We start from the raw sequence: 20802 nt of genomic DNA, 5'->3' as shown, positions 1-20802 counted from the left end.
GGAGGCTCCCCATGTCGTACCCCGACATCCGGCCCCGCCGGCTGCGCCGTAACGCGGCGGTGCGGCGGCTGGTCTCCGAGACCCGCGTCGACCCGGCCGAGCTGGTCGTGCCGATGTTCGTCAAGGAGGGGCTGACCGAGCCGCGGCAGATCGCGTCGCTCCCGGGGGTGCTCCAGCACTCCCGGGACTCGCTGCGCAAGGCCGCCGTCGAGGCGGTCCAGGCCGGGGTCGGCGGGATCATGCTCTTCGGAGTGCCGGCCGAGCGGGACGCCACCGGCTCCGGCGGCACCGACCCGAACGGCATCCTCAACGTGGCGATCCGGGACGTGGTCGCCGAGGTCGGCGACGCCACGGTCGTGATGAGCGACCTCTGCCTGGACGAGTTCACCTCGCACGGGCACTGCGGTCTGCTCACCCCGGACGGCGACGTCGACAACGACGCCACCCTGCGGGCGTACGCCGAGATGGCGGTGGCCCAGGCCGCCGCGGGCGTCCACATGGTCGGGCCGTCCGGGATGATGGACGGCCAGGTCGGCGTGGTCCGCCGGGCCCTGGACGCCGCCGGTCACCAGGACGTGGCCGTGCTGGCGTACGCGGTGAAGTACGCCTCCGCCTTCTACGGCCCCTTCCGGGACGCGGTGGAGTCGGCCCTGGAGGGCGACCGGCGCACCTACCAGCAGGACCCGGCGAACCTGCGGGAGTCGCTGCGCGAGGTGGCGCTGGACGTCGCCGAGGGCGCCGACATGGTGATGGTCAAGCCGGCGCTGCCCTACCTCGACGTGGTGGCGGCGGTCCGGGCCGCGGTGGACGTCCCGGTCGCCGCCTACCAGGTCTCCGGCGAGTACGCGATGGTCGAGGCGGCCGCCGCGAACGGCTGGATCGACCGGGAGCGGGTGATGCTGGAGACGCTCACCTCGATCCGGCGAGCCGGCGCGCAGATCATCCTCACCTACTGGGCGGTCGAGGCCGCCCAGCTGCTCCACCAGCGCTACTGAGCGCTGACTGTCACCACCCGGGCCACCTCGGCCACGGAGTAGACCTTGCGGACCTGCTCGGGCAGCTGAGCCCAGACCAGGCGGAGGGTCGTGGCGTCGGCCCAGGCGGTGCCCCAGGTGCCGCCCGCCGTGAGGCCGTTGACGATGGCAGCGTTGCCGACGAACTGATCGGCCCGGCGCTGCCCGGTGGCGGTGTCCAGGATCGCCACCCGGTATTCCCGGCGGTGCCGATCCGGACCGTTCGAGCGGACGTAGGGGACCGCGACGAGGCTGCCGTCCGGGGAGAGCCGGATCGACTGCGCGCAGTCGCCGCCGACCACGAGGCGGGCCCGCCGGCTCCCGCCCGCCAGCCGGAGCACGTCGACCTGACACCGCTCCAGGGAGGGCTCGCCGCTCACCGCCACCACCAGGCCCTCCGCCACGTCCTCGGCGCCGAACAGCAGGTCGGCGCGGACCTTCGAGGCGCGGATCAGGGTCTTCTCCCGGCCGGTGACCAGCTCGTGGGCCACCAGTCCCACGTCGTCGCGGACGAGGTAGGCGTACCGCTCGTCGGCGCCGACGAGCTCGAGGCGCTGACCCTTGACCCTGACCTCCCGGCTGCGTTCGACCCGACCGTCCGCGCCCAGCACCATGAGTCTCATGGACAGGCCCGCCACGTTCGGGCCGTCCCTGCGCTGCACACCGGGCATGAGGTCGGTCAGCTTGAGGCCGACCAGCCGCCCGTCGGGCAGGGCCACGGTCTCCTCCCACCCGGCGGGGACCCGGTGCCGGACCACCGAGCCGTCGGCCATCATCTCGTCCGCGACGCCGCCGACCAGCCCGATCTCGGGCCCGCCGTTTAGCGGCTCGGCACTGCCGCCGCCTCCGGCGATGATGAGCCGCTGCGCCGGCACGGGAGGTGGGGTCGGCGTGGCGGGGCCGGCGCTGGTCGGCGGGATCGACGGCGCGGACACCGGAGCGGCCGCCCGGTCGTTGCCGGTGAACAGCAGGACGGCTCCGCCGGTGAGGGCGACCAGCACCGCCAGGCCGCCCGCGGTCGCCGCGGCCCGCCGACGACGCCGGGCACGGGCCCGTCCGCGTACGGTCGCCAGGTCCGCCGCGTGCGGCGGGGTGGTGCGCGCGGCGCGGTGGACCAGGTCGGCCAGGTCCTCGGGTACGACGTCCACGGTCACTCCTTCTCGTTCAGCGCCGCGCGCAGGCCGGCCAGGCCACGGGAGAGCCGGCTGCGGACCGTGCCCTCGGTCAGGTTCAGCACGGCGGCGGTCTCCGCCGTGGAGAGGTCCAGCAGGACCCGGCAGACGATCACCGTGCGCTGGCCGACGGGCAGAAGCTCCAGGGCCGACCGGGCGGCCAGGCCGGCCGGGTCGGGCGCCGCCACCGCTGCCTGCCAGTCGTCCGCCGGTGGCCGTTCCCGCCGGACCTTCCGCCACCACGAGGTGGCCCAGTTGAGCCCGACCCGGAACACCCAGCCGGCCGGGTTGTCGAGCTTCCGGACCCGGTCCCAGCGCGCGTACGCCCGGGCCATGGCCTCGTCGGCGGCCTCCCGCGCCACGGCCGGGTTTCCGACGGCCAGCGCGAGCGCCCGGTGGATCCGGTCCACGTGGTCCCGGTAGAACTGCTCGAACGGCAGCTCGGCCCCGGCACCGGCCGGCCCCGCGCGGTCAGGCGTCAGCTCTTCCACGACACTGGCCGGCGCTGCCGGGTGGCTTCCCATGCCAGGTACACGCCCGACCCCGGCCGGGTGTTCCATCCGTTCGCCCTCATTCCTGGCACTCGACGCGGCCGGCGGCCAACGCCGAGCGAGGATGCCCTCACACTGACCGGTGGCCTGCGTCCACGACCAGTAGTGTCCCGTCCTTTGCTCTGCTGCCCATCGGTCGTGTCCCGATCGCCGGGCTGGTCCGGCAGGCCCGTCGCCTCGCCGGGCTCGGACAGCGGCAGATGGCCCGGTTCGCCAAGGTGGCGCCGTCAGCCGTGGGCAGGGTCGAGGCCGGCGGGATGACGCCCAGTCTCCAGGTGCTCGAACGGCTGCTGGGGGCGACGGGCCTCTACCTCGTCGTGGTCGACCAGGAGGGCCGGGTGGTCCAGCCGATGGAGGACTGGGACGACACCCGCGACGGCGGTGGACGTACTGAAACGGCCCGTCGTCCAGCTGGTGAGCTGGACGACGGGCCGCCTCGGGGCGCAACGGTCAGTCGTCGTTGGTGATGGTGCCGACGGCGACCGGGTCGGCGAGCTGGAGGCCCGGCACGCCCGTCACGAAGAGCTTCAGCTGCTCGTCCGCCTCGACCTTCCGGTCACCTCGGACGGTCACCGGGAAGGCGATCGACGTCTGCCCGGCCGCCAGGGTGCGGCAGCCGACGTACGGGTCGTAGTCCGAGCCGGCCTGGGCGGTGGTGCCGTACGTGGTGGCGCAGATCAGCGCCGGCTCGGAGAGCGGCCGGGACACCGTCACCGTGAACGCGAGGGCGGTGTCGCCCTTGTCGCCCTCGGCCACCGCCACGTCGGCCACGGTCAGCGACGCGCGGGAGCGGAACCGGGCCACCTGCGGGTCGTGGTCGCTGGCGCCCCGGTCGCCGAGGCCCTCGGTGTCGGTCGGGTAGTCGGCGTTGATGTGCGCCGAGCGGATCTGCACCAGGTCGCCGCGGAGCTTGTCGTTGACGAAGAGGTTGTCCAGCGTCTGCGCCTGCCCGCTGAAGGTGTACGAGTACGCCGCGACCGGCACGTCCGCGACCAGGTCGTCCCAGAGGTTGTGCATGCCGGCCTGGTACAGCGGGCCGAGCTGGTCCGACGGGGTCGGGTTCGACTCGGTCGCGATCGGGTCGTCCGGGCGCGGGAAGACGTTCAGGTCGCCGCCGTAGATGACCCGGGCGTCCGGTTCGCTCGCCTCGATGGCCTTGACCAGCGCGGCGCCGTACGCGGCCTGCTCCCGCCGCTGCCCGACCCGGCTGTCCGGGCCGGACGAGAAGTGGTTGCTCAGCGCCCAGAGCGTGTAGTGCTCGGTCGAGCCGGGCGCCGCCGCCAAAGTGAACTTCCCGAGCTGCGGGGCTCGGGTGTAGACGTTCACGCCGTCCACCCCGGTGGAGCTGTCGACGTCGGCCGGCAGCACCGCGTTGAGTGCCTTCGGGTTCTGCACGTCGGCGTTGGCCGGCAGCCCCGCCGAGCGGTAGTCCACCGTCGGGGCGGTGCCCAGCAGCGGGTCGGTGGCGGTCGCCTCGGCCAGCGTCAGCCGGTCGGTGCGGTAGAGGAACGCCGAGGTGATGCCCCGGGCGTCCGCGCCGGTCCGGTCGTACGCGGCGGCGTAGGCGGGACCGCCGTTGGCCGCGATGGCCAGCGCGAGCTCCTGAACGGTGTCCGGCGCGCCGTCGGCGTCGTTCGTGGTCCCGCAGGCCAGCTTGCCGTCAGTCACCGTGCAGATGTCCTGGTCCTCGGCCTCCTGGATCATCACCAGGTCGGGGCTGTGCAGGGCGTTGACGATCTGCCGCGCCTCGACGCCCAGCCTCTCGGCGTACGCGGCCTCGCTGGCCGGCACGTAGTCGAACGGCGGGGTGACCCCGGTGCAGCCCGTGTTGCCGGCGAAGTCGCAGCCGTCGAACGGGTCGTCCCGGTAGTCGTACAGGTTCTCCAGGTTGTAGGTGGCGACCGCGACCTCGGCGTTCCGGTTCGCCGGCTGCGGCGGGTTGTTCTCCGCCGGGTCGGCGCCGCCGGTGAGGGTCAGCTGCTCGGGCTGGACGCTGTACTTGCTGAACGCGTACGAGATGGCGCCGTAGGCGTCCTCGGTCAGCGTGTCGTAGGTGCGGGCCTCCGGCAGCAGCGCGGTGGAGTCCCCGGCGGTGGCCTTCACCCCGCCCGCGCCCAGCAGGACACGCTGGTTGTTGCCGTTGTCGAAGAGCTGGCCGGGGATGTCGTCCAGCGGGTGCGCGTCCCGGAACACCCGGCGGGCGTACGGGTCGGTCCGCTTCATGATCGGGTCCTCGCGGTCCACCACGTAGATCTCGGAGTCGGCACTGGAGGCGTAGATGTGCCGCGGGGCGGAGACCCCGCTGCCCTGGCGGACCCGCATCCGGGCGCCCTCGTGCCGCTCCCAGAACAGGTCGGCGCCGGCCGCGTCGGCCGGCGGCGTCGCGTCGTCGACCCGCACGGTCGTGTCGACGTCCAGGCCGGAGTCGAGCTTGCGCACCAGGGAGGCGCTGGAGAGCTGGGTCTGGTTGAAGTACTCGGAGACCCGGCCACGCAGCACCACCTCGTCGCCGACGGTCGGCGCGTAGCCGCCGATCAGCGTGGTGAACGAGCCGGTGAAGACGAAGATGCCGTCCGAGCTGAGCGGGTCGCCGTCCTCGGTGCCCGTGCGGCTCTGCAGGTAGAAGCCGTTCTGGTCGGCCCCGGCGGTGGTGCGGGTGAGCGACTTCTGGGTGATCACGCCGCGCACGTCGTACAGGGTGGAGCTGGTGCCGTTGCCGCTGGCCGGGGCGAGCGGCGACCGCTCGGTGCGGCCGTTCTCGGCGTCGCCGGTGCGGCCCTGCACCTCGCCCACCGACAGCACGGTGGTGGCCTGCACGGTGAGCGTGCAGGTGGCGGTGGTGCCCTCGGCGTCGGTCGAGGTCACGGTGACCGTGTACGAGCCGGCCGGCAGGCCGGTGGCGGTGACCGTGGCGGTGGCGGTGCCGCCGGCCCCGGCGGCCGGGGTGAGGGCGGTACGGCTGACCGAGCCGCTCGTCGGGCTCGGGCTGACCGCGGTGACCGCCAGGTCGGTGACCGTGTCGTCGGCGTCGGTGGCGCTCACCTCGCGGGTCGCGGTGGCGCCGGACTCGACGGTGAGCGCGCCGCCGCAGGTCAGCGTGGCCGGCTGGTCGACCGGGCCGCCGCCACTGTCGACGGAGTGGCTGCCGAGGCCGTCGAAGGCGTCGGTCGCGAAGCCGGCCCACTGGGCGGCCGGGTCGAACGCGTCCGACGGGTCGATGTCGCCGGCGGTCACCGCGGGGAGCCGGCGCAGGGTGTTGTCGGCGGTGCTGGTGAGCCCGGTGCCCCACTCGGTGCCCGGGTCGACGCCGACCTGGCCGATCGAGTCGACCACCGCGCCGCCCTTGCGCAGCACGATCGCGTCGTCGCCGTTGAACAGCGAGCCACCGTACGTCTGGTCGGCCTGGGCGAGGATCGCCGGCGCGGCCGAGGAGGCGGCGAAGACGTACGCGTCACCGGCGGCCACCGTGCCGCTCAGGGCGACGTTCGTCGAGGTGGTGGCCCCGTTGAAGTAGAGCTGGAGCTGGTAACCGGCGGCGGTCAGGTCGACCGGGGCGCCGGTGCCGTTGTAGAGCTCGATCGCCTTGTTGTTGGACGAGCCCTCGACGTACTCGGAGATGAACAGGTCGGTGGGCGCGGCGCTGGCCGCGGGGGGTGCGACGCCGATGGCCGTGACGGAGACGGCGGCGGTGGTCGCGAGCGCGGCTAAGGTGCGGCGCGGGCGCATGAGGCCTCCACGATGGGTGGACGGGAACTAACGCACGTTAAGGGGCGTTCCTGTCCCCCGTCCATCCCCCGGTGGGCCGTTTGGTGAATATCCGTCAGGAGTGGGCGTCGAGGCGATGCACCAGCTCGGCGACGTCCACACCGTACTCGCACCAGTCCCGGTCGGGCCGGTAGCCCAGCTCGGCGTTCACCTTCAGCATCGCCTCGTTGGCCTGGGCGTTCCAGGTCTGCACCTCGACCAGCTCCGGCTCGGCCGAGCGCAGCTCCAGCAGCATCCGGGCCTTGATCGCCCGGTCGATGCCGTAGCCCCGGTGGTCCTGCACCACGATCGTGTCGTACTGGTCGGCGCGGGTGGGGTGCTGGGCCGGCACCACCACCTCGGTCAGCCCGGCCACCTCCCCGCTCTGCTCGTGGATGGCCAGCACGATGTACGGCTTCATGCCGCGGCGGTGCAGCGTGTCGAGGCTGTCCCGGAGCCGCTCCGGGTCGTACGAGCTGGGGCGCAGCTCGCCGTCGTCGACGTCGCGCACCTCCGCCTTGGCCCGCGCGTACGCCTCGATCACGTCGTCCGGCGGGCCTCCCGGGCAGAACTCCAGGTGGTAGCCGGCCCCGATGCCGGTGGCCATCTCCGCCAGCGCCGGCCAGTCCACCGCGCCCAGGTCGAGCACGCTGCGGGTCTCCACGTACTCCCGGTTGAAGCCGAGCGCCTCGTAGAAGGCCACCGCGGGGGTGTCCCCGACGACCTCGACGCCGATCGACTGGAAGCCCTCGTCCCGGATCCGGCGGGCGGCCAGCTTGACCAGGGTGCGGCCCAGCCCGGTGCGCCGGACCGACGGGTGCACCAGCACCTCCAGCACGCCGATCCCGCCGAGCAGCAGCACCTGGACCTGGCCGAGGATCCGCCCGGGGGTGCCGTCGGCGGCCGGCTCGGCCTGGGCGACCCAGGAGATCCGCCGTTCACCGGGCATCACCTCGGAGAGGTATTCCCGCAGGGAACTCTCCCGCCAGGGCGGATCCTGCGGGAGGTCGGCCGCCAGGACCGCGTTCAGCGTGTCCAGCAGCGACGCGATCTCGGCGGACGACGCGTTCCTGGGGTCCCACTCGCGCACCATCACCCGTCTAGCTTGCCGTCAACGGCTGCCGGGGGGAAGTGTCCAGTTCTCCAATGTGCGCGGACGATCACTTCACGTATGGCTGAGCCGTCCGTACTCGTTTGCCCGATCGAAGACATTCTGGGCGTATCGCCGGACATCGTTATAGGAGAGGATGGCACCCCACCAGTCACCAGGAATGGTCATGTTCCGGCCGCCCTTGCAGAGGTAGTTGCCGGCGGCGAGGGCGGCGTCGTCGATGTCGTGCGGGTCCCGGCGGCCGTCGTTGTCCGCGTCCGCGCCGATCTCCTGCCAGGTGGTGGGGATGAACTGCATCGGGCCGAGCGCCCGGTCGTAGACGGTGTCGCGGTCGAGCTGACCCTTGTCGGTGTCGAGGATCCGGGACCGGCCGCCCTGCCCGTCCAGCGGGTCGCCGACGATCTCCGGCTCGGCCCTTCCGGTCGACTTGAGGGTGGCGCCGTTGGCCGACCCGTGCGCGGACTCGACGTACCCGATGGCGGCAAGGGTGGTCCAGCTGAGCTGGCAGCTGCGGTGCGTCTCGGCCAGCACCAGCTCGGCGTAGCCGTACGCCTGCATCGCCACGGCCGGGATCTCGGTCCGGGCGCTCATCTGCTGGGCCCAGGCGGCCAGCGCGTCCGCCGGCCGGCCGGTCGGCGCCGGACCGACGACCGGCCCGGTGGGCCCCCCGCCGGGCAGCGGCGTCCCCGCCGGCGAGAGCGTGCCGGGCAGTCCGGTCGCGCCGGGCAGACCCGGGGGTACGGCGGTGCCGGTCGCCCCGGGCAGCGCACCCCCCTCGGGTACGCCGGTGACGGAGACGCTCGCGGTGGCGTCCACGGCCACCGGGCGGGACGGCCGGGCCGTCTGCGGCACCAGCAGCGCGCCCGCCGCCGCGGTGGCGCCCACCAGGGCGAGCAGGAACACCCCGGGCAGGGTGGCTCGCCCGCTGGGGCGGCGGGACCAGGCCCGGGTGGCCCGGGCCGCGCCGACGGCGAGCTGCCGGGGTGCTGGCACCCGCACCGCGAACGGCACCCGTCGACGCCGCCGGACCGGCTCGGCGGGCGGCGGCCCGGCGTCAACGGGTTCGGGCGGGGTGATGACCTCGCCCTCGGCGGGCTTCGGCGTGGCGGCGACGGGCTCGGGCTTCGCGCCGGCAGGGGCCGGCTTCGCGGACCTCAGCCAGGAGCGTCGGGGGCGGGGGACCGGTGTGGACTCCGGGGCGCGCCCGAGGTCGTCGGGCGGTGCGGCCGGTCGCAGGGGCCGAACCGTCGATCTGTCCTCGCCGTCCACCACCCGTCGAGTATCACCCATGTCCGCCCGGGCGTCAGGCCCGGTCGTACCCTGGTGGCATGCCCCGGTACGAGTTCCGCTGCCGCGCCTGCGGTGACACCTTCGAGGTCAACCGGCCGATGGCCGAGGCCGGCCAGCCCGCGTCCTGCCCGCAGGGGCACCCCGAAACGGTGCGGCTGCTGTCCACCGTCGCGGTCACCGGTCGGGGTGGCGCCGGCCCGGTCGGTGGGGCGTCCGCCCCTTCCGGCGGTGGCTGCTGCGGCGGTGGCTGCGGCTGCTGACGTCGGACCGGGCCTCGGCCCGGCGGCCGACCCGGTACCTTGCCGGTGACGAGATCCGGTGGCACCTTGGGTCGGAATGTGCCCAACCGTTCTCACGATGCGTGACGGCGTGACCATAGGGCAGCATGAAGCCGACGTCAGGGGCGGAGGTTCCACGCATGTCGCCACGGATCCACCTCCCGAGCGGATGGGTGACCTTCGTGTTCACCGACATCGAGGGCTCGACCCGACTGGCCCAGCTGCTCGGTCCGGGCTACCGCCCGGTGCTGCGGGAACACCGTCGGCTGCTGCGCCACACGCTGGCCGGCACCGACGGGGCGGAGCTGCTGACCGAGGGTGACTCGTTCTTCCTCGCCTTCGCGGACGCGGCCGCCGCGCTCACCGCCTGCCTGACCGCCCAGCGGGCGTTGGCCAGCCACGACTGGCCGACCCCGGAGGCCACGCCCCGGGTCCGGATGGGCCTGCACACCGGCTACGCCGAGCCCCGGGACGGTGAGTACGCCAGCCCCGAGGTGCACCGGGCCGCCCGGGTGGCGGGCGCCGCGCACGGCGGGCAGGTGCTCTGCTCGGCGGCGACCGCCCGGCGCGCCGACCCGCTGCCGGCCGGGGCGTCCCTGCTGGACCTCGGGCTGCACCGGCTGCGCGGCTTCGACGACCGGGAGCGGCTGTTCCAGCTGGTCGCGCCGGGGCTGGAGCGGCGGTTCCCGCGACCGCGCACCGCCGACGCGGTGGCGCACAACCTGCCGACCCAGATCACCTCGTTCGTCGGCCGGGAGCTGGAACGGGCCGAGCTGAGCGGGCTGGTCGAGACGTACCGGCTGGTGACCGTGCTCGGCGCGGGCGGCGCCGGCAAGACGCGGCTGGCGGTGGAGCTGGCCTGCGGGGTCGTCGAGTCCTATCCGGACGGGGTCTGGTTCGTCGACGTCGCCGCGGTGACCGATCCGGGGCTGGTCGCGTTCGAGATCGCCGCCGTGCTCGGGCTCCGCCCGGAGCCGGGCCGTCCGATGGTGGACACCCTGGTCGAGTACGCGGCGGCCCGCCGGATGCTGGTCGTGCTGGACACCTGCGACGCCCAGCCGGCGGCCTCGGCCGAGGTGATCTCCCGGCTGCTGGCCGGCGGGCGGGGTGTCCGGGTGCTCGCCACCAGCCGGGAGTCGTTCGGCCTGCCGGGTGAGGTGGTCTGGCGGATCCCACCGCTCTCGGTGGACCCGCGGCCGGACGGCGCGGAGAGCGACGCGGTGGCGTTGCTGCTGGACCGGACGGCGGCGGCCCGGGGCGGCCGGCCGCCGGACGCGGCCGAGCAGGCCGACCTGCGCCGGGTGGTGCGGCGGCTGGACGGGCTGCCGCTCGCCATCGAGCTGGCCGCCGCGCGACTGCGGGTGCTCTCGGTCGGTCAGCTCGCGGAACGCCTCGACGACATGCTGGGCACCCTGGACGCCGGCCGGGAGGAGCCCGAGCCGCCCCCGGCCGAGGCGGGCTGGTCCGGCAACCAGCAGGACACCGTGGACCTGGTGGCCGCCGCGGCCGGGGCCAGCCCGCCCACCCCGGCGAGCCGGGCCGTGCAGCGGTCGGCCAGCGAGCGGCACCTGACCATGCAGGCGACGGTCACCTGGTCGTACCGGACGCTCGGGGCGCGGTCGGCCCGGCTGCTGCGCTGGCTGGCGGTCTTCGCCGGCCCGGTGGACCTGCCGACGGTCCAGTGGCTGCTCGACGCCGACCCGCTCGACCCGCTCTCCGTGCTGGTGGACAAGTCGATGGTGCTGGCCGAGCCGCACGCCTCCGGCAGCACCTACCGGATGCTCGACCCGATCCGGGCGTACGCGGCGCGGCGGCTGGCCGAGGCGGGTGAGGAGCAGACCGCCCGGGACCGGCACGTCGCCTGGTCGCGGCACGCGTTGGAGCGGGCGCACCTCGGGCCGGACGGGCGGCCGGTCACCCTCTCCCTCTACGCGCTGGACCCGCTCGCCGGGGAGCTGCGGGCCGCGCTGCGCTGGAGCGCCACCGGTGGCAGCGCCCGTTCGGGATTGTGGCTGGCCGGCGGGCTGGACCAGTGGTGGCGGGAGCGGGGGCTGGCCCGGGAGGGGCGGCTCTGGCTGTTCCGGCTCTACGGCCGGATCGCCGAGACCGGAGAGGTGATCCCGGAGGCGGAGCTGGCGGCGGCGTACCACCTGCACTCGCTGCACGCCGGCGCGGACGGTGAGTTCGCCGAGGAGCTGCGCTACTCGCAGCGGGCGGAGGCCGCCGCCCGGCAGGCGGGCGACCTCGGCCTGCTCGCCCGGGTCCTCGCCGACCGGGCCGCGCCGCTGGTCGACATGGGACAGTTCGCGGAGGCCGAGCGGGTCTGCCGCGAGGTGATCGAGTGGGCGCACGAGCAGGACGTGGTCTCCGACGCGCTGTTCGCCATCTACAACCTCGCCGAGCTGCTCTGGCGGCGGGGCGCGCTGGAGGAGGCGGCCGAGCTGCTCGGCGCGGCCCGCCCGGTGGAGGCGGCCCGCCCGGCCGAGCGGGGCCGCAGGTCGGTGGACATGCTGCTCGGCATGGTGGCGCTGGCCCGGGGGGATCTGGTCGCGGCGCACGAACACCTGCTGGTGGCGCTCCGCTCCCGGATGAGCCACGGCTACCTGGGCCGGGCCTGCGACACGGTGAACGCGATCGCGGTGCGCTGCGCGCTGGGCGGCGACCCGGTGACCGCGGCCCGGCTCTTCGGGGCGGCGCAGGCGACCCGGGCGGACCTGCGGGCCACCCCGGGGATCTACGGCCCGTACTGGCTGGACCAGCAGGCGCAGCTGCGCCGGGTGCTGGGCGACGGGACCTTCGACGCCGCGTACGGCGAGGGCGGCGAGCTGGCCCTGGAGGAGGCGGCGGCGCTGGCGCTCGGCGTGGAGCACCCCGACCTGGGGGTGGACTCGCTCCGGTTCGGCGCGACCGGCGCCCCGGCTCCCCGCCGGCCCGACCAGGCCCCCGATCCCCACCCCGCCTCCCGGCCCCACCCCGCCTGACCGACCCCTCCCGGCCCTCCCGCGCGCCAGCGCGTGACCAAGAGGTTTGCGTCCAGGACCGGCTGGATCCCGACGCAAACCTCTTGATCAACGAGCGGTCGGGATCAGGAGCGGGCGGCGGCGCGGCGTTCGGCGTCGGCCTTCATCCGGGCGGCGCGGTCGATGTCGGACTGCTGGACGGCGGCGACGGAGCCGAAGACGCTGACCGCCTCGTAGTAGGTCCAGGCCAGGCTGTAGCAGGCCGGCCGGACGACGATGTTGTACGTAGCGCAGACCCGCTTCAGGTCGGCGTAGAAGGCGCTGTCCAGACGGGACTTGTTGGCGGAGAACTGGCCCATCGCCTTGTAGTTGCGGTAACCGAAGTCGTGCCGGTAGCAGGAGAGGCTGAAGTTGAAGCCGAGCGGGTTGTCCGGGCTGGAGGAGCAGTAGTCGGTCGACCAGTCGAAGGCGTACTCCGACCAGGCGGCCTTGTTCAGTCGGCCGGCGTTCCAGGCGTTGTAGCTGGTGGCGCTGGTCTGGGTCCAACTGGAGAGCACCGCGAGCTTCTGCTCGGTGCTCACCGCGGCGGATGCGGGGGAGGCCACGCCCAGCGCGGTGAGCAGCGCGAGCGTGCCGGAGATGAGGAGGGTGGCGAGGCGTCTGGACACGGTTACCTCCGCGGGGTGTGCGGTACGGCGGTTACCGGCGGGTCACCGGATGTCGATCAGTGTCGATCAATAGAGGAACGTCGAGCGATGTTCCGCGCGAACTGTTGATGACATGCGCCGAAACAGACCAATGCCACGTCCCGCTCCGTCTCACGGTGAGTGCGGCTCCGCAGGCCGGTCACGGGGTGAACGGCGGGACGCCCGGGGCTCGTCGCGAGCCCCGGGCGTCCCGGTCCGACGGCGGCCGGCCGGCCGCCGCGGGTCGTCAGTGCACGAAGCGCGGCGGGCTGGCCGGCCCCTCGTTCCAGACCCGGTCCAGCGCGGTCACGTGGTACGTGTAGTGCTGGCCGGCCTCGGCGGTCCTGTCCACCCAGGACTGCACGTCGCCCGCGTCGCCCCGCACGGTGGCGACCAGGTGCGACGCGTCGGCGAAGTCGCAGCGGTCAGCGATGCCGGTCCCGTCGAACCGGTAGACCGCGTACGAGGTGGCGGTGCCGAACGGGCCCTCGCCGTCCGCCGGCTGCCGCCAGGTCAGCCGGACCCCGTCGGCCTGCCGCTCGGCGCCGGTCACCACCGGGGCGAGCAGCGGCTGCGACGGCAGCTGCGCCATGGCCGGCACCAGCGCGGGGCGGGAGTAGTGCTCGGCGGCGTAGATGTCGGTCGCCCCGAGGCGGTTCGCCCTCACCTGCACCGCGGAGAAGTGCACGTTGCCGAGCACCTCCGGGTACGACCGGTTGAGCGTGAGGTGGTTCGACAGCTCCCGCGGGTTCTGCCAGTACGGCCCGTACGCCGGTTCACCGCTCTTGTAGTCGGCCTGGCCGATGTAGAGCTGCACCCGGGTGCCGTGCACGGTCTCCGCCCACCAGGGCACCAGCCGGGCGTAGTCGGCGGCCGGGTACTGGCCGATGTACCAGTAGAGCTGCGGCACCACGTAGTCGATCCACTCCTGCTTGACCCACTTGCGGGTGTCGGCGGAGATGATGTCGTACGACTGCGAGCCGGTGGTGTCCGAGCCGGCCGGGTCGGCCGACTTGTTGCGCCAGATGCCGAACGGGCTGACCCCGAACTTCACCCACGGCTTGGCCGCCTTGATCCGACCGCTCATCTCCTGGATGAGCAGGTTGATGTTGTCCCGCCGCCAGTCGGCCTTGTCGGTGAAGCCCCGGTTGTAGGCCGCGAAGGTGGCGTCGTCCGGCACCTGGTACGTGCCGCTCGGGTACGGGTAGAAGTAGTCGTCGAAGTGCACGCCATCGATGTCGTACCGGCTGACCGCGTCCATCATCGCGGTCTGGACGAACTCGCGGACCTCGGGGATGCCGGGGTTGTAGTAGAGCCGGCTGCCGGCGACCCCGGCCGGCGGGTAGGCGAAGACCCAGTCCGGGTGCTGCCGGGCCGGGTGGTTCGGCGCGAGCTTCGCGAGGTCCGCGCCGGCCCCGGCGGGGGCGGGCATCGAGACGCGGTACGGGTTGAACCAGGCGTGGAACTCCAGGTTCCGCTTGTGCGACTCCGCCACCAGGAAGGCCAGCGGGTCCCAGCCCGGGTCCTGGCCGCGCACCCCGGTCAGGAACTCCGACCACGGCTCGTACGCCGAGGGCCAGAACGCGTCGGCGGTCGGGCGGACCTGGACCACGACGGCGTTGTGGTGCAGCTTCTGGGCCAGGTCGAGCCAGCCCAGGTACTCCGCCTGCTGGGCGGCGATCCGGTCCGGCGCGGTCTGCGACGCCTTGGTGGGCCAGTCGATGTTCACCACGGACGAGATCCACATCGCGCGGAACTGACGCTTCGGGGTGGCCGGGTCGCTGGCGCAGGTGGTGGAGGTGGGGGCGGTGGGGGCGGTGGTCGTGTCGCTCTCCGCCGCGCTCGCGGGGGTGCCGGCGACGAGCGCGCCGAGCAGCGCCACGGCCAGCCCGGCGGCTCCGAGCCGAGTTGCCTTCATGTGGTGCGATCCCTTCGTTGGGCTCCCGGGCAGGTGTCGGTCGGCGACGGACGCCGGGCACATCCGGCAAGATTCGCCGCAGAACATCTGTCGCTGGTAGAAAACTTTCACTATTCCCAGAGCGGCGCAAGACCTCCGGCCCGATCGATCTCCCAGGTCGGACCGAACGTCCGAGGTGACCCACCGCACACGGCGGTTCGTGACGTTTCCGACAGGCGCCGCCGGCTCGGCGCCGTCGACCTGCGCCCCGACCTGGACCGGCCGTTCAAGGTGCCGTTCTCCCCGGTGCTGCCGATCGTCTCCGCGCTGGCCTGCCTCTACCTGATGCTCAACCTGTCGGTGGAGACCTGGCTCCGGTTCCTGGCCTGGATGCTGCTCGGCGGCCTCACCTACTTCGGCTACGGGTACCGCCGCAACCGCCTGGCCCGCCGCGAGGCTGCCCCCGATCACGCCGAACCACAGGTTTCTGCAACGCTGTAAGCAACGTTGTAAAGGGGTGCGGACGCGGTACAGTGCCGGCAGTCCCGACACCGGAGGATTGGCAGTGCGGCACAGGCTCAAGGACGTCGCCGAGCGGGCCGGCGTGTCGGTGAAGACCGTCTCCAACGTGGTCAACGGCTACCTGCACGTCCGGCCGGACACCCGGGCCCGGGTGGAGGAGGCGATCGCCGAGCTGAACTACCGGCCCAACCTCTCCGCCCGCAACCTGCGCAAGGGGCGGACCGGGGTGATCGCCCTGGCCGTCCCGGAGCTGGACATCCCGTACTTCGCCGAGCTGGCCCGGCACGTCGTCACGGCCGCCGCCGCGCACGGCTGGACGGTGCTGATCGACCAGACCGGCGGCGGCCCGGAGCAGGAACGCAAGGCCGCCAGCGGGATCGGCGACCACATGATCGACGGCCTGATCTTCAGCCCGCTGGCGCTCACCGCCGACGATCTCACCGGCCTCGACGGCATGCCGATGGTGCTGCTCGGTGAGCGGATCGACCACGGCCCGGCCGACCACGTCGTGGTCGACAACGTGGCCGCCGCCCGGGAGATCACCGCCCACCTGATCGGGCTCGGCCGCCGCCGGATCGCCGCCATCGGCTCGCAGCGGACCCCGGAGGGCGCCAGCGCCCGGCTCCGCCTGGCCGGCTACACCGCTGCCCTGGAGGAGGCCGGCATCGGGTACGACGAGAAGCTGGTGGCGCCCGCGCCGGCCTGGCACCGCGCGGACGGCGCGGCCGCCATGCGTGACCTGCTCTCCTCCGGCGTACGCCCCGACGCCGTCTTCTGTTTCAACGACACCCTCGCCCTCGGCGCCCTGCGCGCCCTGCACGAGGCGGGGCTGCGGGTGCCCGAGGACGTCGCGGTGGCCGGCTTCGACGACATCGAGGACGGCCGGTTCTCCATCCCCACCCTCACCACCGTCGCCCCCGACAAGGAACGCATCGCGCGGCTCGCGGTGGACCTGCTGGCCGGCCGCCTCGACGGCGACCGGGAGGCTCCGCCCCGCGAACTCACCGCCCCCCACCGCCTGGCCACCCGCGAGAGCACCACCGGCCGCCCCTGACCGCCCGCAGCCCGCCCCGCCCGGCGCGCCTTCGCCGGACCGCGGGATGGGGCCCGTGGGCCGGGCCGGTCAGTCGAAGAAGCGGGCCAGGTGGGTCCGGGCGGGCGCCGGGTCGTCCGGGCCGAGGGGGGTGAGGTCGGCGAAGATCGACGCGCCGTCGCAGCCGGAGTGCAGCGGGTACCAGCGGGGCGTGCCCGGCGGGCGCTGACCGCAGATGCCCTTGAACGTCTGCACGTCCAGCAGCCGGACGTGGGTCGGGTCGGCGACCGCGTTCACGTGCCGCCACCAGGGGCTCATCACGTGCAGCACGCCGCCCGGCCGGAGCGTCCGGTGGCACTCGTCCAGCAGCGGCAGGAAGTCGATCAGGTGCTCCAGGATGTGCACCGCGAAGAAGACGTCCACCGAGTCGTCGGCCAGCGGCAGCGAGCCGGAGAGGTCGGCCACCGCGTCCACCCCGGGCGCGGGGTAGATGTCCAGTCCCAGGTTGCCCGGCCACTGCTTGGTCGCCCCGCAGCCCAGGTCCACCACCACCGGGTTTCGGCCGCCGATGCTCACCTTGCACCAGACGCCGAGCACGCCGGCGAGCCGGCCGACCAGGTCACGGACCAGCCGCAGCTCGGCCGGGTCGGCGACCTCGCCGGCCAGGTGCGCGACGCCCCGGTCGAAGCGCACCTCCACCGCCAGCGCGCGCAGCCGGTCGTCGTGCCGGGCCAGATCCGCCCACGCCTCGGCGAGGAATCCGTCGACCGCCCGCAGCCGCTCGGCCGAGGGTGCGGATTGGGCCATCGCGACCATGAGCCACCTCCGGGCCGCCCGTTACCCGCATCTCCGCCCGGTATGCCTGGATCATGAAGATCCGCATCGCCGTCCGCCCGCCCGCGCCCCTGCGGCCCGGCGGGTGGCCGCCGGCATGGCGCGGTCGCGTCTTCGGCCAGGTACGGCCGGCGCCGGCGATCGCGGCCCGCGCGGGTGGCCCCGGCGGCCGGCGTCTCCCGGTGAGCGATATGCCTGACAGGCATATTCATGACTCATGGGTATATCGCTCACCGGGAAACTGCCGGCCGCGGCGCGACACGCCGGGCGGCGCGGGCCGGCCCGGGCCCCGGCGAGCGTGGTCCGGCCGGGCCGGGCCGGGCGGAGGCGGCAGGTCAGCCGGAGATCGTCCGCCGGGCGGCCCGACCCGCGCCCCGCATCCGCTGGCGGGGCTGCGGGGCGGCCGTCCGGGGCCGCTTGAGGTGGTACCGGTGCAGCTCGTTGTGGCCGGGCAGCGACGGGTCCTCGCTCATCGCAACCAGTTCCCAGCCCTGGTCGCCGGCCCGGTTCAGGTGGGCCAGCGCGGTGTCGCCGTACGGGGTGACGTCGACCATCGAGCCGTCCGGGCCGTACCAGATGAAGACGACCTCCCACCCGATGTCGGTGGTGGCCGCCTGGCGGCGACGGACCAGCAGCGCGTACTCCCACTTGAGCATGGGCTCATTGTCACCCCGCGCGCGTCAGCCGGCACGGATCAATCCTCGGCGATCCGTCCGGCGTCCACCCGCAGCCGCCGGTTGACGCTCACCGCGTCCAGCATCCGGCGGTCGTGGGTGACCAGCAGCAGGGTGCCCGGGTAGGTCGCCAGCGCCGACTCCAGCTGCTCGATCGCCGGCAGGTCCAGGTGGTTGGTCGGCTCGTCCAGCACCAGCAGGTTGACCCCGCGCCCTTGGAGCAGGGCCAGCGCCGCACGGGTCCGCTCGCCCGGCGAGAGGGTCGCCGCCGGCCGCAGCACGTGCGCCGCGCGCAGGCCGAACTTCGCCAGCAGCGTCCGCACGTCCGCCGGCGTCAGCTCGGGTACGGCGGCGCCGAAGGCGTCCAGCAGGGGCTGGTCGCCCAGGAAGAGCCCACGCGCCTGGTCGACCTCGCCGACCACCACCCCGGGACCGAGCGCGGCGTGCCCCTCGCCGAGTGCCAGCCGGCCCAGCAGCGCCGCGAGCAGGGTGCTCTTGCCGGAGCCGTTCGCCCCGGTGATCGCCACCCGGTCCGCCCAGTCGATCTGGAGGTCCACCGGGCCGAGGGTGAAGCCGCCCCGGCGTACCACGGCTCCGCGGAGCGCGGCCACGACGGCGCCGGCGCGGGGCGCGGCGGCGATCTCCATCCGCAGCTCCCACTCCTTGCGCGGCTCCTCGACCGCGTCGAGCCGCTCGATCAGCCGCTCGGTCTGCTTGGCCTTCGCCGCCTGCTTCTCGGTCGCCTCGGCGCGGAACTTCCGGCCGATCTTGTCGTTGTCGGTGGCCTTGCGGCGGGCGTTCTTCACGCCCTTCTCCATCCAGGCCCGCTGGGTGCGGGCCCGGGCCTCCAGCGCGGCCCGGGTGTCCGCGTACTCCTCGTAGTCGGCGCGGGCGTGCCGGCGGGCCACCTCTCGCTCCTCCAGGTACGCCGCGTAGCCCCCGCCGTAGTGCCGGACCTGCTGCTGGACGAGGTCCAGCTCCAGCACCCGGGTCACCGTCCGGGTCAGGAACTCGCGGTCGTGGCTGACCAGCACGGTGCCGGCGCGCAGCCCGGTGACGAACCGCTCCAACCGGTCCAGCCCGGCCAGGTCGAGGTCGTTGGTGGGCTCGTCGAGCAGGAAGATGTCGTACCGGCTGAGCAGCAGGGAGGCCAGCCCGGCCCGGGCCGCCTGACCGCCGGAGAGACCGGTCATCGGGTGGTCCAGGTCCACGGTCAGCCCCAGCTCCGCGGCGACCTGCTCCGCGCGTTCCTCCAGGTCCGCGCCGCCCAGGCCGAGCCAGCCCTCCAGGGCCTCCGCGTACGCGTCGTCGGCGCCGTCCGCGCCCGCGGTGAGCGCCTCGGTGGCGGTGTCGAGCGCGGCCTGCGCCGCGGCGACCCCGGTGCGCCGGGCCAGGAAGTCGCGGACCGTCTCGCCCGGCCGGCGCTCCGGCTCCTGCGGCAGGTAGCCGACGGTGGCGCTGGGCGGGTTCAGCGAGACGCTGCCCAGCTCGACCGGCTGGAGCCCGGCCAGGGTACGCAGCAGCGTCGACTTGCCCGCCCCGTTCACCCCCACCAGCCCGACAACGTCCCCGGGGGCGACCACCAGTTCCAGGTCGGAGAAGAGCAGCCGGTCACCGTGCCCGGCGGCGAGGTCCTTGACGATCAACGTGGCGCTCATGAGGAGACCGAGCCTACCGGCGGGGCGGCCGGCGGCCGATCCGATGACCGGCGCTCCGCCTGGAACAGACCTGAGGGAGACTCACGGCGTGGTGACCACTCTCGCGATCGACTGCGGCGGCGGCGGGATCAAGGCTTCGGTGCTGGACGCCGCCGGGACGATGCGGGCCCGGCCGCTGCGGGTGCCCACGCCGTACCCGCTGCCGCCGGCGCTGTTCGTCAAGACGCTGCTGGATCTCGGCGCCCGGCTGCCGGCGGCGGACCGGCTGACGGTCGGCCTGCCCGGGATGATCCGGCACGGCGTGGTCGTGGCGACCCCGCACTACGTGACCCGGTCCGGACCGCGCAGCAAGGTCGACCCGGACCTGGTCGCCGAGTGGTCCGGGTACGACGCGCGCAGCGGGCTCGCCGAGGCGTTCGGGATCCCGGCGCTGGTGCTCAACGACGCCGAGGTGCACGGCGCGGGCGTGGTCGCCGGGACCGGCTGCGAGCTGGTGCTGACTCTCGGCACCGGGCTGGGCAGCGCGCTCTTCGACGGCGGGGTGCTCGCCCCGCACCTGGAGCTGTCGCACGCCCCGGTGCGCTGGGGCACCACCTACGACACCTACGTGGGGGAGCCGGAGCGGCGCCGGCTCGGCGACGCGTTCTGGTCCCGGCGGATCCGGCAGGTGGTCGACGGGTTGCGCCCGGTGTTCCGCTGGGACCGGCTCTACCTGGGTGGGGGGAACTCCCGGCTGATCCGCCCGGAGCAACTGGCCCGGATGGGGGACGATGTCGTGGTCGTCCCGAACACGGCCGGAATCGTCGGCGGTGTCCGGGCCTGGGAGCTGGTGGGCGACCGGCTGGATCCGACCCCCTGACGCAACTTCCACCACAGGAACACTCGCGGTACGGCCGGTGTTGTGTCAGCGTCGGACAAAGGGCGGCGCGACACGAGGAGGTGGGTCGAATGGATCTTCTGACGGACTACCGGCGGGCGACCATGTTCTTCGAAACGGGTGACCCGGCCGGGGCGGCCCGGCTGCTCGAGCCGATCGTCGAGGCGGAGCCCGGCAACTCCTCGGTGCGGCAGCTGCTGGCCCGGGCGTACTTCCAGTCGGCCCAGCTCAACCGGGCCGAGGAGCAGCTGCGCGAGCTGGTCCACCGGGACCCGAGCGATCACTACGCGCACCACGTGCTGGGCCGGACGCTGGAGCGGATGAACCGGTACGCCGACGCGCTGCGGCACCTGCGCATCGCGGCGGCCATGTACTCGACCCACACCGACTACACGACCGCGCTGCGCCGGGTGGAGAGCCGGGTCGGCGGCGGTCGCTGACGGCGCACGCGTACGGACGGGGCAGCCCTGGTGGCTGCCCTGTTGCGTCTCCGGCGCGCCTA

Annotated in this window: 18 protein-coding genes; 8 read left to right on the top strand and 10 right to left on the bottom strand. The window is 73.9% G+C overall.

The annotated features are described in order from the left end of the window. Positions 1 to 11: 11 nt before the first annotated feature. The gene (hemB, locus tag EV384_RS00765; RefSeq protein WP_130329143.1) at positions 12 to 995 is read left to right on the top strand and encodes a porphobilinogen synthase; all 984 of its coding nucleotides are present in this window, start codon (positions 12 to 14) and stop codon (positions 993 to 995) included. Here hemB and EV384_RS00760 read toward each other — a convergent pair. Next, positions 989 to 2161: a hypothetical protein gene (locus EV384_RS00760; RefSeq protein ID WP_130329141.1), complete on the bottom strand. Its 1173-nt coding sequence runs from the start codon at positions 2159 to 2161 to the stop codon at positions 989 to 991. The genes hemB and EV384_RS00760 overlap by 7 nt on opposite strands. 2 nt (positions 2162 to 2163) lie before the next feature. Beyond that, positions 2164 to 2676 (bottom strand): RNA polymerase sigma factor, encoded by a 513-nt coding sequence (locus EV384_RS00755; protein ID WP_242623891.1) that lies wholly within the window; start codon positions 2674 to 2676, stop codon positions 2164 to 2166. Between the two features lie 14 nt (positions 2677 to 2690). On the opposite strand from EV384_RS00755, the gene EV384_RS36980 reads away from it, so the two are divergent. After that, positions 2691 to 3203 (top strand): helix-turn-helix domain-containing protein, encoded by a 513-nt coding sequence (locus EV384_RS36980; RefSeq protein WP_341273650.1) that lies wholly within the window; start codon positions 2691 to 2693, stop codon positions 3201 to 3203. Here EV384_RS36980 and EV384_RS00745 read toward each other — a convergent pair. From EV384_RS00745 to EV384_RS00735, 3 genes are all read right to left on the bottom strand, one after another. Continuing rightward, positions 3187 to 6462: a lamin tail domain-containing protein gene (locus tag EV384_RS00745; protein ID WP_130329135.1), complete on the bottom strand. Its 3276-nt coding sequence runs from the start codon at positions 6460 to 6462 to the stop codon at positions 3187 to 3189. The genes EV384_RS36980 and EV384_RS00745 overlap by 17 nt on opposite strands. A gap of 94 nt (positions 6463 to 6556) precedes the next feature. Beyond that, positions 6557 to 7573 carry a GNAT family N-acetyltransferase gene (locus tag EV384_RS00740; protein WP_130340111.1) on the bottom strand — a complete coding sequence of 339 codons (1017 nt, stop codon included), beginning with the start codon at positions 7571 to 7573 and terminating at the stop codon, positions 6557 to 6559. A gap of 72 nt (positions 7574 to 7645) precedes the next feature. Next, positions 7646 to 8881: a lytic transglycosylase domain-containing protein gene (locus EV384_RS00735; protein WP_423202875.1), complete on the bottom strand. Its 1236-nt coding sequence runs from the start codon at positions 8879 to 8881 to the stop codon at positions 7646 to 7648. 38 nt (positions 8882 to 8919) lie between these two features. Here EV384_RS00735 and EV384_RS00730 point away from each other — a divergent pair, with 38 nt between their 5' ends. Next, positions 8920 to 9141 (top strand): FmdB family zinc ribbon protein, encoded by a 222-nt coding sequence (locus tag EV384_RS00730; RefSeq protein WP_130329131.1) that lies wholly within the window; start codon positions 8920 to 8922, stop codon positions 9139 to 9141. A gap of 158 nt (positions 9142 to 9299) precedes the next feature. Then, positions 9300 to 12140 carry an ATP-binding protein gene (locus EV384_RS00725; RefSeq protein ID WP_130329129.1) on the top strand — a complete coding sequence of 947 codons (2841 nt, stop codon included), beginning with the start codon at positions 9300 to 9302 and terminating at the stop codon, positions 12138 to 12140. Positions 12141 to 12244: 104 nt separating this feature from the next. Here the strand turns inward: EV384_RS00725 and EV384_RS00720 are convergent, their stop codons facing one another. Beyond that, positions 12245 to 12787, bottom strand: coding sequence for a phospholipase (locus tag EV384_RS00720; RefSeq protein ID WP_130329127.1), 543 nt, complete (start codon positions 12785 to 12787; stop codon positions 12245 to 12247). Between the two features lie 265 nt (positions 12788 to 13052). Further along, positions 13053 to 14723 carry a glycoside hydrolase family 10-like protein gene (locus tag EV384_RS00715; protein WP_130329125.1) on the bottom strand — a complete coding sequence of 557 codons (1671 nt, stop codon included), beginning with the start codon at positions 14721 to 14723 and terminating at the stop codon, positions 13053 to 13055. 33 nt (positions 14724 to 14756) lie between these two features. Here EV384_RS00715 and EV384_RS35690 point away from each other — a divergent pair, with 33 nt between their 5' ends. Together EV384_RS35690 and EV384_RS00705 are read left to right on the top strand one after the other, a co-directional pair. Then, a complete protein-coding gene (locus EV384_RS35690; protein WP_242623889.1) occupies positions 14757 to 15203 on the top strand; it encodes an amino acid permease C-terminal domain-containing protein in 447 nt (148 codons plus the stop codon). 64 nt (positions 15204 to 15267) lie between these two features. Further along, a complete protein-coding gene (locus tag EV384_RS00705; RefSeq protein WP_130329123.1) occupies positions 15268 to 16278 on the top strand; it encodes a LacI family DNA-binding transcriptional regulator in 1011 nt (336 codons plus the stop codon). 69 nt (positions 16279 to 16347) lie between these two features. Here the strand turns inward: EV384_RS00705 and EV384_RS00700 are convergent, their stop codons facing one another. The 3 genes from EV384_RS00700 to EV384_RS00690 all read right to left on the bottom strand — a co-directional run bounded on the left by EV384_RS00700 (position 16348) and on the right by EV384_RS00690 (position 19423). Then, the gene (locus EV384_RS00700) at positions 16348 to 17073 is read right to left on the bottom strand and encodes a methyltransferase domain-containing protein (RefSeq protein ID WP_130329121.1); all 726 of its coding nucleotides are present in this window, start codon (positions 17071 to 17073) and stop codon (positions 16348 to 16350) included. Between the two features lie 353 nt (positions 17074 to 17426). Then, positions 17427 to 17747, bottom strand: a complete 321-nt coding sequence (locus EV384_RS00695) for a hypothetical protein (RefSeq protein ID WP_130329119.1) — start codon at positions 17745 to 17747, stop codon at positions 17427 to 17429. A gap of 38 nt (positions 17748 to 17785) precedes the next feature. Then, entirely contained in the window at positions 17786 to 19423 is a 1638-nt protein-coding gene (locus tag EV384_RS00690) for an ABC-F family ATP-binding cassette domain-containing protein (RefSeq protein WP_130329117.1), read from the bottom strand. A gap of 88 nt (positions 19424 to 19511) precedes the next feature. Between EV384_RS00690 and EV384_RS00685 the strand changes: the two genes are divergently transcribed. Beyond that, positions 19512 to 20282 carry an ROK family protein gene (locus EV384_RS00685; protein ID WP_130329115.1) on the top strand — a complete coding sequence of 257 codons (771 nt, stop codon included), beginning with the start codon at positions 19512 to 19514 and terminating at the stop codon, positions 20280 to 20282. Between the two features lie 89 nt (positions 20283 to 20371). Beyond that, positions 20372 to 20740 carry a tetratricopeptide repeat protein gene (locus EV384_RS00680; protein WP_130329113.1) on the top strand — a complete coding sequence of 123 codons (369 nt, stop codon included), beginning with the start codon at positions 20372 to 20374 and terminating at the stop codon, positions 20738 to 20740. The last annotated feature ends 62 nt before the right edge of the window (positions 20741 to 20802 follow it).

Source organism: Micromonospora kangleipakensis (genome assembly GCF_004217615.1).
Classification (GTDB): Bacteria; Actinomycetota; Actinomycetes; order Mycobacteriales; family Micromonosporaceae; genus Micromonospora; species Micromonospora kangleipakensis.
This window is presented reverse-complemented; position numbering and strand designations above follow the sequence as displayed.